The following is a 13183-nucleotide window of genomic DNA, read 5'->3' on the forward strand; positions in this document are numbered from 1 at the left end:
TTCCCAATATCAAATCTATGTTAACGAGTCACAATTAAAATCACTACTCTACTAATCAAGCACAATATATTTAAGCTTCAGAAGCTCCTGGCAAAGAAGCTGCTGAAGCTATTCACCGAAAGCTAAAAATGTTTATGTCGTCAGCTAAGTATACCTTGTCCTTTGTGAGAGGAATTGCTGCTTTTGGTGAAATTAGGTAGATAGCTGACAGACAAAGGGGCTAGAGAGTCGAATGGACTCGTAAAAGGATTATGAACGCTGGATTTTATCTTTTTGGCTAATGAAAATTAGCCCAACTGTCGCCGGAACAACGACAATGAGAGTACCCCACAACAGACTCCAAAGGAAATTTGCTAAAGCAGGTGTCATAGTTCTCAACCTTTTTTTACATACCTGATCATAATTCTAATGGTGTATCACTTCCTTGAGAAGCCTATAAAAATGAGTTGAGAAATGAAAATTCTTCAGACAAATCATTGATTTAAGGCTTGAGCATGTTTGCTTGGCAATTCTCCAGAGGAAATGACAGCATTTGGCTAAAATTATAGACGGTGCTTTACAAAGCTTAAATCTCTCTGGCTTGCGCCCAAGTTTTTCCTGTGTTCACAGATAGTAGCTCAAACCGATGACTGGTGTTAACCTGACTGCTTGGATTCTCGGACTTGTATTGGGATTGATGATATTTTTGTTTATTTTCCGCATCATTCTCACTTGGTATCCGCAACTGGATCTAAATCGTTTCCCCCTGAATGTCATAGCCTGGCCTACTGAACCGTTTTTAGCCCTCCTGCAAAAGCTGATCCCACCCATAGGCGGAGTAGATATCACCCCCATCATTTGGGTGGGAATTTTCAGCTTGCTGCGGGAGATTTTGTTGGGTCAGCAAGGGTTATTGACCATGTTGTCTCGAGTAAGTTAGGGAATGGGGCATTGGGCAATTCAATTTTAGATTTTAGATTTTGGATTTTAGATTGAAACCCAATCCAAAATCGTCAATCCAAAATCCAAAATTCTCGGTTCCCAGTCCCTGTCCCCTAAGAATTTATATCCTGCACAAAACTAGTCGAGACATTACCCTGTAAAAACTGCGGGGTTTCCATAATGCGTTGATGGAATCCAATAGTGGTAGGTAGTCCAGTGATGGCACATTCCCGCAATGCCCGTTTCATCCGGTTAATGGCAGTGGGGCGATCTGGTCCCCAAACAATTAACTTCCCGATGAGGGAGTCATAGTAGGGAGGAATTTGGTAATCGGTGTAAACATGAGAATCAATCCGCACACCGGGTCCCCCAGGGGGGAGATAACCGCTAATTCTACCAGGGGACGGACGAAAATCATGGTCGGGATCTTCGGCATTGATGCGACACTCGATCGAATGACCCCGTAACACAACTTGATCTTGGGTAAGTTTCAGTCTTTCCCCTTGAGCAATCCGGATTTGTTCAGCAACCAAGTCGATCCCCGTAATCATCTCTGTTACAGGATGTTCAACTTGAATCCGGGTGTTCATTTCCATAAAGTAGAACTTACCAGATTTATCGAGAAGAAATTCGATTGTGCCTGCCCCAGTGTAGTTAATAAATTGGGCAGCTTTCACCGCAGCTTCTCCCATTTTATCTCGCAGGTCTGAGTCTAAAGCCGGGCTGGGAGCTTCTTCCAGCAGCTTTTGATTACGACGCTGTATTGAGCAATCCCGTTCACCTAAATGGATCACGTTACCGTAATTATCCGCCAAAATTTGAAATTCAATGTGGCGGGGACGCTCAATAAATTTTTCGATGTAAACGCCGGAATTGCCAAAAGCTGCACCCGCTTCTCCTTGAGCAGCTAGGTAGAGTTTGACGAATTCGTCTTCAGAACGCACCAAACGCATCCCCCTACCACCGCCACCCGCCGTGGCTTTGATCATCACTGGATAACCAATATCCTTGGCAAGTGCTAATCCTTCCTCCTCAGATTCTACTATCCCATCACTACCCGGTACTGTTGGCACACCAGCCCTTTGCATGGTTTCTTTGGCGGTGGCTTTATCCCCCATCAAGCGGATGGCTTCGGGAGTCGGGCCGATAAAAGCGATGTGATGATCGGCACAGATTTCCACAAACCGAGCATTTTCTGATAAAAAGCCGTAACCAGGATGAATGGCACTGGCATTGCGTGTCAAGGCGGCAGCAATAATATTGGGAATGTTCAAGTAACTTTTAATGCTGGCAGGTTCTCCAATGCAAACCGCTTCATCGGCAAGTTGCACATGTAGAGCATTTCGGTCAACAGTGGAGTGAACAGCGATCGTTGCAATTCCCATTTCCTCACAGGCTCGGAGAATGCGAAGGGCAATTTCTCCCCGATTGGCAATTAATATTTTGTCAAACTTCATTTTTTAGCTTCGATATCAGTACCAGTAGATTGACATTCTCTCCCATTCGACTTGCAACAATGCTTTCGCCTTATTTCAAATTATGACAGGAGATTCCCAAGCCTCATCCTGAGTGAAGTATGAAGTATCAAGTATGAAGTATGAAATTACCTCATATGCTTTTGGGCGAGGCTGAAATATTAAAAAATCAGGTTTTTTTTGCCCAATAGGAGAGGTAGTCCGTCGTGGGGGTTTCCCCTTTGAAGGAACTGCTGTGGGAGATATGTACTGTTTTTTTTGATCCTTCATCCTTGACTCTTCAGACTTTTTCGTGTCCTGCGATCGCTCTACTCTTCTTAATATCACTTGTGGAGCAACCACATTTCTGTCAGTCTGGTATCTACTAGGAGAAAATTTATGCTATATTCTTTATTCAGACAACCCGTGCGGATGTGGCGGAATTGGTATACGCGCACGCTTGAGGTGCGTGTGGCTTTGCCTTGCGAGTTCGAGTCTCGCCATCCGCATTTTTTGGTGATTTAGTCAAGAGTCAATGGTCAATGGTCAAAAAACCCGAGGCCGTTGGCTTTTGTTTTATGGATTGGGAACCGAGAATTTTGGATTTTGGATTGACGATTTTGGATTGGGTTTCAATCTAAAATCCAAAATCTAAAATCTAAAATTGAATTGACCAATGACCAATGCCCTACCTTATTGCTATTTTTTTATGCTTTTATAGAGATAGGTGAACTTTTGTAAATAACATTGACTGTAACTTTTACACCAACCAACAATTTTACTGTGCCAGCAGCTTGGCATCGCCTCACCCCGATTTGGCAAGGTGAGGAGAAAGTCATTCAACAAGGTTTGCCTCACACTCAGCTAGCACCAGCTTGGCAATTGCTGCTTTTAGGCGACGGTTCGCCAACAAGGCACCTAGAACTGCTCACCGGTGAACCCACAGAGGTGGATGTGATTGATATGTCCTTAATTGGTAAGGACTCAGATGCTGCTCCCGACTTAATTCAAGCTGTACCAGGGCCGCGGCTGCGACGTCAGGTGTGGTTGCGTACTCCCTCCGGTCAACGATTGGCTTATGCGACTTCGTGGTGGGAAGCTAGTCATGTGGATGAGTATTTACAAAACCGTTCTTTACCAATTTGGGCAAGTTTAGCTCGTCTCCGCACAGAGTTGTATCGTGATGTGCAAGGAATTTATTACGGCTACTCAACTGCATTAGAGTTAGGTTTTGCCGAAACAGGGCCTTTTTGGGGTCGCCATTATTTATTTTGGCATCATGGGCAGCCTTTGACCTTGATTTATGAAGTTTTCTCACCTTACTTAACAAAATATTTGGGAGCTATGCAGCTAGATTTAACAAATCAGTAAAAAGTTGCTGATTGTATGTTCTTCGAGTGCAGTCAAAATTTAGCAGTGTGGAATTAGGCGATCGCTCAAGGAAAATAGTCACTAATCCAAAAACATAGCTTTTGAAAGAGTAGAGAAGGTTGATTACCGAAGTATCATTATCATCTAGGGTGGAAAAATTCATGTAATTACCTGCCCTAAAACATGGCTAAACCTGTTGGTGTACTTGACTAATCAAGCAAGTAATGAGTTTGCGAGTATGAGGTGTAGGTTTCAATGACACCCCCTGTTGTGTCTGCTCCGATGAAGAAAAACAAGAAATCATCTCTGGTGCTGACGCTCTCGGCTGCTGGATTATTGATTGGTGTCGGGAGTGCGGCATACTGGTTGTTGACCCAAGGGCAACCATTTTCTAGAGATTTGCCAGTAGGTGCAAATATTATTCCTCAAGATGCCTTGTTTGCGGTTTCCCTCAGCACAGATCCTAGGGAATGGCAAAAATTAAGGGAGTTTGGGACAAAGGAAACTCAAGCAGAATTGGATAAAAGTTTAGTCCAATTACGCGATCGCTTTCTGACTAATAATGGTTATGACTTCCAGAAAGATATTCAACCTTGGGTAGGTGATAAAGTAGCGATCGCCATTTTGACACCCCAAGGAAATCCACCTAAACCAGTGGCGACTAATGTCGATCCTGCGAGTAATCAGCAGTCCTTAATTATGGTTCTACCGGTGAAAGACCCGGAAAAAGCCAAAAGTATTTTGGCACAACCCAAAACCCTTAAACAAGGGAAATGGATTGACCGCACATATCAAGGATTTGCCATCAAACAAACTGATGGACAAACTGGGGAAAACCTCTCAGCGACATTATTAGATGGGCGTTTCCTTGTGATTACCGATAATCCCACCGCGACAGAAAGAGCAATTGACGCCTACAAAAGTAAAGTATCCCTAGCTACAATAGGGGGCTTTGCTGAGAATTTCCCCAAAATTGCCAACTACCAACCCTTTGCCCAGTTTTATGTGAATGTACCCAAAGCTGCGAAAATAGCCGCTGCTTCTCCCAATCGTCATTTACCAGCACAAGTATTAACTCAACTTCAGAATAACCAAGGATTAGCAGGAACAATTACCCTGGAAGCTGAAGGAATCCGGTTAAAGGGCGTTTCTTGGCTTAACCCCAATAGTCAGCGCGTGCTAGCGGTGGAAAACAAAGCTGGGAAAATGCAAAACCGCGTACCAGCAGAAACCTTAATGATGTTATCTGGTGGGAACTTACAGCGTTTATGGGGAGACTATGTTTTAACATCACAGGGAAATCCCTTGTCCCCAATCACACCAGAACAACTGCGGGGTGGCGTGAAATCTTTAACTACTCTAGATTTAGATCGGGATTTACTCAATTGGATGAAAGGCGAATTTGCTGTTTCAGTGATTCCCAATACCCCAAAAGAAGGCTCATCAGAAGATTTTCGTGCTGGGTTGCTGTTTATGGTACAGACAAGCGAGCGCCCATCAGCCGAAAAATCTCTCAAACAGCTAGATGATGTGATGAAAAATCAATACCAATTCCAAATTCAACCAGGAACAGTTGGAGGGAAACCCGTCGTCAATTGGATTGGGCCTTTTGGTACTTTAACCGCCACCCACGGCTGGTTGGATGATGATGTCGCTTTTTTAGTCCTGGGCGCGCCCATCACCGATAAAATAGTTCCTAAGCCAAACTACACATTAGGTAGCACAGTCCCTTTCCGACAAACTGTGCCTTCTGAACTCAATCCGACAAATGGTCAATTTTTCTTGGATGTAGAACGGACAGCCAAAAATTTCCCCTTACCAACTTTATTTCCCAATCAACAAACATGGCTAGCAATTACACGTTCAATTGGTGTGACAACTGCTGTCAGCGATAGTCGCAGTAACCGTTATGACATTTTTTTAGCACTCAAAAAGGCTGACACCTCAACTAGTCCAGTTGTCATTCCTCTACCTACAGCTACACCATCTGTTAGCAAATCACCATGACACAATGAAGATGAGAGAGATGGGGAGGATGAGGGAGCAGGCTTGCCGTGAGCGTAGCCGAATGGGGGCAGGGGAGATGAGGGAGTAGCAAAATAACCTATTGCCTATTCCCCAGTCCCCAGTCCCCAATGCCCAATCCCCAATCCCCAATCCCCATTCAAGATAGGATCAGAACAGTGAGAATCTACATTTTCAAAAATCCTCTGGGGAGAACACTTTATGAATCTGGTTGCACTCCAGAATTGGCTAGATATTACCTCCTTTGCCGTCTTGTTCTTAACAATGCTGGTGTATTGGGTAGGCGCGGCTTTTCCGAATTTACCGACAATAGCTGCTTTGGGGACAGCTGGGATAGCGATCGCTAATTTGTGTATAGCTACCCTATTAGGGGCACGATGGATAGAAGCTGGCTATTTTCCGCTAAGTAATCTGTATGAATCTCTGTTTTTCTTAGTTTGGGGAATTACCGCAGTTCACCTGATTGCTGAAAATAGCAGCCGTAGCCGCCTAGTGGGAGTATTTACTGCTCCTGTAGCGATGGTAATCACTGGTTTTGCCACCTTGACATTACCATCCCAAATGCAAGTAGCAGAACCCTTAGTACCTGCTTTGAAGTCAAGTTGGCTGATGATGCATGTGAGCGTGATGATGCTGAGTTACGCCGCTTTAATGGTAGGTTCACTGTTAGCGATCGCCTTTCTCGTAGTCACTCGTGGACAAAATATCCAACTCCAAGGGAGTTCCGTTGGTAATGGCGGCTACCGCAGCAACGGCTATAAGTTACGCAAAGCAGGCGAATTAGTCTCTGAATCATCCGCACCCGCTGTTGAAAGTAATGGCGTTGTGCGTTTTGAAAGCAATAACAACGGTAATAGTAACACTGCTGTTTTGGACACAGCAGTACTAACAACCCCTATCCAAAACTCTGAACCACTTTCACCCCAACGCCTTAGCCTTGCCGAAACCCTCGACAACATCAGCTATCGCATCATTGGACTAGGATTTCCCCTGCTAACAATCGGTATAATTGCTGGTGGCGTTTGGGCTAACAATGCTTGGGGTTCCTACTGGAGTTGGGACCCGAAGGAAACTTGGGCGTTAATCACTTGGTTAGTCTTCGCCGCTTACCTTCATTCCCGGATTACTCGCGGTTGGCAAGGCCGTCGTCCCGCAATTTTAGCTACTGCAGGCCTTGTTGTTGTGTGGATTTGTTACCTTGGTGTGAATATTTTGGGTAAAGGTTTACATTCCTACGGTTGGTTTTTCTAAAAATTTCATCCCTCTGCCCTTGGGGTTAAGGGCGGGGGAACATCAAATTCAAAGTACTGCTGTCAGTATTATTATCATGGTGAAAATAATCAAACTCTCATAAGATGTAAAAATAGTTACAGGGGGCACACTAAAAAAAGATTTTTATATCTTGATGAGGAGTGCTTTTATGTTATCGCATTTAAAGTCTAAAAAAAATATTCTCCAAAATACAAAAATAAGAGTTTCTGGAACTCCTAGTAAAATTGCATTGTGCATTATATTTTTTATAATTCTACCAATTTGTACTTTCACTACCTTTTCTTATATATTCTCCCTATTCACTTATGATGAAGCTTCGTCCAATCCGACATCCATTCCTTGGATAGATAATAAATCGGAGTGTTTACATACTCATAGAACTTGGCAGGACAATAAATGTTGGGACGCTGAACATAATCCTACATTTTAAATAGATATGGTATGGACTCCCCTACATGCAAAAATCCATCGCACGATCCGATCGCGTCAATTATTTGAGCGCAATCAGCGGCTACTAGTCGCCGTTTCTGGTGGGCAGGATTCTCTGTGCTTAATTAAATTACTTTTAGATTTACAATCAAAATGGGGATGGTATGTGGCTATTGCCCATTGCGATCATCGCTGGCGTTCTGACTCTCAAGCAAATGCCCAGCATGTAGAAAACTTAGCTAAAATTTGGGGAATCAATTTTTATTTAGAGATAGCTAATCAGCCTGTAAATAGCGAAGCATCTGCACGAAATTGGCGTTATCAAGCATTAAGTGCGATCTCCAAAACACATAACTATCAATATATTGTCACAGGACACACAGCCAGCGATCGCGCCGAAACCCTGATTTATAACTTAATTCGCGGTACTGGCGCTGACGGTTTGCAAGCGCTGACTTGGGAACGTCCACTAACAACAGGCATGATGTTAGTGCGTCCACTTTTAGAAGTTACTCGTACAGAAACAGCGCAATTTTGTCAAGAATTTCAACTGCCAATTTGGGAAGATTCTACCAATCAAGACTTAAAATATGCCCGCAACCGCATCCGCCAAGAGTTATTACCTTATTTGCAAGCAAATTTTAACCCCAAAGTGGAATCAGCCTTAGCCCAAACAGCAGAACTCTTGCAAGCAGAGGTGGAATATTTAGAGCAAGCAGCCGAAAAGTTACGAGAAGAAGCGACAGAGATGACTTGGACTTCGACTTCGCTCAGTCCACGGAGAGAAGTTTCTCCCCCCTGCTCCCATTCGGCTACGCTCACGGCAAGCCTGCCCCCTGCCCCCCTGCCCCTTCCCTTGCGGCTAAATCGGCGGGTATTGCAGAAAGCAGCACTAGCCTTACAACGTCGGGTGATGCGTCAAGTATTACAACAAATATTGCCTGATGCTCCCAGTTTTGAACATATCGAGAAATTAACGGCTTTAATCAAAGCACCAAACCGATCGCAAACCGATCCATTTCCTGGTGGGGCGATCGCTCAAGTAGAAGGTGATTGGATTTATCTAAAACAGTTATGAGTACTGAGTATTGAGTTATGAGTTTGATGCGTTAAACTCAGCACTCACTACTCAATACTCAGCACTTTTCAAGAGGCTAACAATTGTGGCTGGGACATGAGACTAAGGAGAGTATGACGCATTTGGGCGATCGCCTGGAGTTGATAATCACCAGTTTCTTGAACCTGAGCCAAAGATTCAGTCATTCCTTGCAACTTTTCTCGCAGACTATCTAGTCCATCTTGAATTGGTCTGAGTGCTTCTTGATAAATATTAACTCGACCCCAGCACTCAGCGGTTGCTGTTCGCAGGGATAGTAAATTATCCTCCATCGTTTTCAGTTCTTGACGTTTCTCTTCTAGTTCTTGAGTGTGATTGTGAATCATACCCTCGGCTAATTCAATACCAGAACGTATTTGCTCAATCTCACGTTCCAGCTTTTGTAATTCTTGTGACTGTTGTTGTCGCTGGGTTTCGCTTTGTAAAAGAATCGCACTCAAATCAATTTTGGGATCTGTTGGTACATCAGGAACAGCATGTCCTTGTCGCCGTAGCAGTACATTTTGGTGTTGCTTGAGTAACTTTTGGCGTTCTAATAAATTGCGGCGTTGTCCTACCAAAGTTTCGTTGAGCATTTGGTAGAGGTCTTTTTCATCTGCTAATTCTATTTCTACATTAATGACATCTTGATCAGATGCTTGAGTTGCTTTACTTTGTAATTCGTCTATAGTTTGTTGCTTATACGTCAGTTCTTGTTCCTGATCGTGGACAAAGCTGGAGTCGATATCAAATTTCTCCTGCAAATCTTGCACTAGCTTTTGCAGTTCTTCTAGAGGCATATTTTCTAACGGTTGCACATCTATTTGCGGGCCGACATTACCAGAAATTACCGCCAAGGCTTGAATCTGCTGATATAAATCTTCCTGACTTTGTAACTGTGCTTTAAGAATCTGTGCATACTCCTGCTTGCTGGCGAGAACTGCAGTATTAACTTTTAACTCAGCTGCTTGTTGCGCCAGAGAATTTTGTGCCTGTTCCCATGCATTTAGGCGATCGCCTAAAGTTTGTCCTAGGCGATTGACTTCCTCTTGCTGTTGTGCGGCTACAGTTTTTTGCTCCTCTAATTTTTCCCAATGTGGGTTCAGAGTAGCCTGCTGTTTTTCCACAAATTCAAAAGCCACCTGGAGATTGTCCCGTAACGTTTCCGTAGGTGCAACGTGACTAGACAAGCGATCGAGTAACTCACTCAGCACTCGACTTTGTTCCTCATCCAAAACCGTCCCCTGTTGGCAATCTGCCTTATGCTCCTCCAGACGACGCTGCTCACCCCGTAAATGCTCCCAAGCACCTTCTAGTTCCTGACGATTGCGCTCAATTTCTTGTTGCAAATTTTCAATCTCTGCACGGGATGTCTCAACTTCCTGTTGTTGTGCTTCCAGACGTTGAGAATCATCTTCCATTTGTTGCAGCTGTTCCAATCTGGCTTCCATATCCATTTCACGGCGATTTAACTCTTGCGCCTGAAACGTCAAAGACTGCTTCCATTGGTCAATTTCATCTTCCTTGAGCTTAAATTTTTCCAACTGCCGAGAAAAATTCTGCAAAATATTGACTAGTGGGCGTCCAGCCTCTTGTATCCGCTGTACTTGACGATTCGGATTCAGTTCCACTAATACCAGTGCGCCATCATTTAATTTGCTTGCATCCTCAGCGCTAATCACCTCTTCCGACACAGTACTCCAATTCTGATCGGTTCGCTGACAAGCGAGTAGCTTCAGTTCTGTTTTGGCTCCACCACCGAGTAAGCCACCTTTCTGCTTTTGTACTTCTGCTAAATACAGCACACCGTTAATCCTTGATTGTGTACTTGATATCTGTGTTTTAGGTTATACCTTAGATAATTCTTGTCTTCCTGTCTGATTTAACCGCAAGCAGGTAAAAAAAGACAGGCAAAACTATTTATAGACGTAGGATGCCACGCCTGAATACATAATAGAAGCGACTGAACTGAGTCGCGTTTCTACATTTTGTGCTTATAGCAGCGATAACGACTACCGTGTGATCACTAGCATTGTCAAAGTGTATTACAAAAGTTTAAAGATGGGGCATGGGGCATCCCTTCGGCTGCGCTCAAGGCAAGTGGGCATTGGGCAAGGAACATGGGGAAGAAGCCTTGACCCCTGACCCTTAACTCTTGACCATTTTTCCCCCTTAACCTAAATCTAGAAAAATTCATGGGCAAAATGAACAGAGAACATCAACAGGATAACAAGGAGCTATTTTTACCTAAATGCAGGGAAATTTAAATGAAATTGATATTCGTAGCATCCTGCAATTGATTGAGTTGGGACAGCGGACTGGACAACTGTTGGTGAGAGCCGATAACTTTCACAGTAGCAACAAGCTTAGTGGCGATGAGATGATTCGCCCTCAGCATTTCCATAACTGCAAGCAACAGTCTTGGTTCGTCTTTTTCCTCAACGGTCAAATTATCTATTGCCAAGAAGGTGATAGTAGTTTGTCTGAGATTAACGACTACCTACGCCATTACCGAGTCGAGATGCGATTTGAAGATATGCAACTCGCCTCCCTAGGGTCACTAAATGCAGCAGAGTATGGCTATATCTGGGCACTTTTAGAACGGAATATTATCAATCCGAAAGTAGCTCGTAATATCATCCACGGTTTGGTGCATGAAACACTGTTTGATCTACTGAGCTTACATGAAGGTAGCTTCATTTTCCATCAGAGTTCCGCACTTACCCCGCAATTAACCACTTTGGAGATTGCGCCCTTAGTAGCTAAAATTGCCAAGCAACTGCAAGAGTGGAAACAGCTATATCCACACATTCAATCTCCTGATCAATTGCCGATGTTGGCTGATACAGTTCAGCTAAACTCTTCACTACCACCCGAAACAGTGAATAAGTTAAAACATTGGGCAGATGGTAAAACATCCTTGCGTCAACTAGCTCGCTACCTCAACCGAGACATTTTGACAGTTGCCAAGGCAATATATCCATACGTGCAACAGGGTTGGCTGCAACTTGTATATTCCAGTACAACTAATTTGACTAAATCTCCACAGAACTTGATAGTGGAGGAGAATTACAGAGCGCGGATAGTGTGTATTGACGATACGACAACTATCGGTGAGACTGTAGAGTCTATATTGAGGCCTCAAGGATATGAAGCGATCGCTTTAACAAATCCCTTAGAAGCACTAAGTCTCGTTTTTCAACTCAAGCCCGATCTAATTTTATGTGACATTACCATGCCGGAATTGGACGGGTATGAAGTTTGCGCCATGCTACGACATGCAACAGCTTTTAGACTTGTGCCAATTATTATGCTTACTGGCAAAGACCAATTTATTGATCGCGTCAGAGCTAGGATGGTCGGGGCGACAGATTATTTAACAAAACCATTTGGAGATACTGAGTTAATTATGCTTGTGGAAAAATATATCAAAAAGGCATAGAACATCGGGATTCCTGACTCTTGACTCTTGACTCCTGACTCTTGACTCTTGACAAATGACTAATGACCAATGACAAATAACGAATGACACGCGAAGCGAGTAAAAAATGTTATCACAGAATCAGCCAACCCCAGTACGACGTTATTATCTAGTAAATTAGTGAAAGAATAGAATTAATTTATACACTAACTACTTGCGGGGAAATCAGGGAATGTTCCAAAGGGAACGTCTACATCAGGAGGTAGATAGGTATTTATGAGTACAGTTCTGATTGTGGAAGACAGTATCGCTCAAAGGGAGATGATTACAGACCTCCTGAAGGCAAGTGGCTTAACTGTCACCCATGCCAGTGACGGAGTCGAAGCTTTGGAGGCCATTCAAATAGAACCTCCTGATCTAGTAGTCTTGGATATTGTCATGCCCCGGATGAACGGTTACGAAGTTTGCCGTCGGTTAAAATCCGATCCTAAAACTCAAAATGTCCCCGTAGTGATGTGTTCTTCTAAAGGTGAAGAATTTGATCGCTACTGGGGCATGAAGCAGGGTGCAGACGCTTACATAGCCAAACCGTTTCAACCAACCGAGTTGGTAGGAACAGTCAAACAACTACTGCGAGGATAAGGATGGAACATGGTCAGCAAACCAAACTTTTTAAGTGGCAGTGGTCAAGATCACTTCCGTCCTGAATTACAAGTAGAAAGTCCTGAAGGTGAGTTACATTTGCGGTTTTACATTCCCTCGCATCAGGAGTTTGCACTACCTGCAACTGGGATTCGAGAGGTAATGGAACTAAGTCCTGATAGAATCACTCCGATTCCTAATGCTTCTCCTTTACTTTTGGGTACTCTAAATTTACGAGGTCGAGTAATTTGGGTGGCTGATTTGGGTCAATTTCTTGGAGAAGCAACCGCGTTAAACACAGATAGAGCAGAAATTCCCGTGATTGCGATTGAAGAGCAAGACACAATCGTGGGACTGGCGGTAGAGGAAATTGGTGGTATGGAATGGCTTGATGTCCAGCATCTAGTGCTACCAACTCATGTGCCGGATACTATGGTTCCATTTTTGCGCGGAGAGTGGCTATTAGACACTAAAAAAAATCAGTGTCTGCGACTGCTCGATCAAATGGCAATTTTGCGGAGTGCGAGGTGGGCAGGATGAAATTGGGAGGGA

General features: G+C 43.8%; 11 protein-coding genes and 1 tRNA gene. 9 read left to right on the plus strand and 3 right to left on the minus strand.

The window, feature by feature from the left end; genetic code table 11:
* Positions 1-249 precede the first annotated feature (249 nt).
* Positions 250-369, minus strand: a complete 120-nt coding sequence (gene psbX, locus CAL7507_RS30720; RefSeq protein ID WP_015128422.1) for a photosystem II reaction center X protein — start codon at positions 367-369, stop codon at positions 250-252.
* Positions 370-625: 256 nt separating this feature from the next.
* Between psbX and CAL7507_RS10370 the strand changes: the two genes are divergently transcribed.
* Complete coding sequence (locus tag CAL7507_RS10370) at positions 626-919, plus strand: YggT family protein (protein ID WP_015128423.1); 294 nt, start codon at positions 626-628, stop codon at positions 917-919.
* A 115-nt stretch (positions 920-1034) separates the two neighbouring features.
* On the opposite strand, the gene accC is transcribed toward CAL7507_RS10370, so the two are convergent.
* On the minus strand, positions 1035-2378 hold the full coding sequence (gene accC / locus CAL7507_RS10375) for an acetyl-CoA carboxylase biotin carboxylase subunit (RefSeq protein WP_015128424.1): 1344 nt from the start codon (positions 2376-2378) through the stop codon (positions 1035-1037).
* Between the two features lie 425 nt (positions 2379-2803).
* Here accC and CAL7507_RS10385 point away from each other — a divergent pair.
* The 5 genes from CAL7507_RS10385 to tilS all read left to right on the plus strand — a co-directional run bounded on the left by CAL7507_RS10385 (position 2804) and on the right by tilS (position 8550).
* A tRNA-Leu gene (locus tag CAL7507_RS10385) sits at positions 2804-2884 on the plus strand.
* Between the two features lie 238 nt (positions 2885-3122).
* Positions 3123-3746: a chorismate lyase gene (locus CAL7507_RS10390; RefSeq protein WP_042341269.1), complete on the plus strand. Its 624-nt coding sequence runs from the start codon at positions 3123-3125 to the stop codon at positions 3744-3746.
* Positions 3747-4001: 255 nt separating this feature from the next.
* Positions 4002-5753, plus strand: coding sequence for a DUF3352 domain-containing protein (locus CAL7507_RS10395; RefSeq protein WP_015128426.1), 1752 nt, complete (start codon positions 4002-4004; stop codon positions 5751-5753).
* Positions 5754-5972: 219 nt separating this feature from the next.
* Entirely contained in the window at positions 5973-7022 is a 1050-nt protein-coding gene (gene ccsB, locus CAL7507_RS10400) for a c-type cytochrome biogenesis protein CcsB (RefSeq protein WP_015128427.1), read from the plus strand.
* 457 nt (positions 7023-7479) lie between these two features.
* Positions 7480-8550 carry a tRNA lysidine(34) synthetase TilS gene (tilS, locus tag CAL7507_RS10405; RefSeq protein ID WP_015128429.1) on the plus strand — a complete coding sequence of 357 codons (1071 nt, stop codon included), beginning with the start codon at positions 7480-7482 and terminating at the stop codon, positions 8548-8550.
* A 68-nt stretch (positions 8551-8618) separates the two neighbouring features.
* Here the strand turns inward: tilS and hmpF are convergent, their stop codons facing one another.
* A complete protein-coding gene (gene hmpF / locus CAL7507_RS10410; RefSeq protein WP_015128430.1) occupies positions 8619-10373 on the minus strand; it encodes a pilus motility taxis protein HmpF in 1755 nt (584 codons plus the stop codon).
* A gap of 446 nt (positions 10374-10819) precedes the next feature.
* Between hmpF and CAL7507_RS10415 the strand changes: the two genes are divergently transcribed.
* From CAL7507_RS10415 to CAL7507_RS10425, 3 genes are all read left to right on the plus strand, one after another.
* Entirely contained in the window at positions 10820-12010 is a 1191-nt protein-coding gene (locus CAL7507_RS10415) for a response regulator (RefSeq protein WP_015128431.1), read from the plus strand.
* Between the two features lie 255 nt (positions 12011-12265).
* Positions 12266-12631: a response regulator transcription factor gene (locus CAL7507_RS10420; protein ID WP_015128432.1), complete on the plus strand. Its 366-nt coding sequence runs from the start codon at positions 12266-12268 to the stop codon at positions 12629-12631.
* Between the two features lie 9 nt (positions 12632-12640).
* On the plus strand, positions 12641-13171 hold the full coding sequence (locus CAL7507_RS10425; protein ID WP_015128433.1) for a chemotaxis protein CheW: 531 nt from the start codon (positions 12641-12643) through the stop codon (positions 13169-13171).
* The last annotated feature ends 12 nt before the right edge of the window (positions 13172-13183 follow it).

Source organism: Calothrix sp. PCC 7507 (assembly GCF_000316575.1).
Lineage (GTDB): Bacteria > Cyanobacteriota > Cyanobacteriia > Cyanobacteriales > Nostocaceae > Fortiea.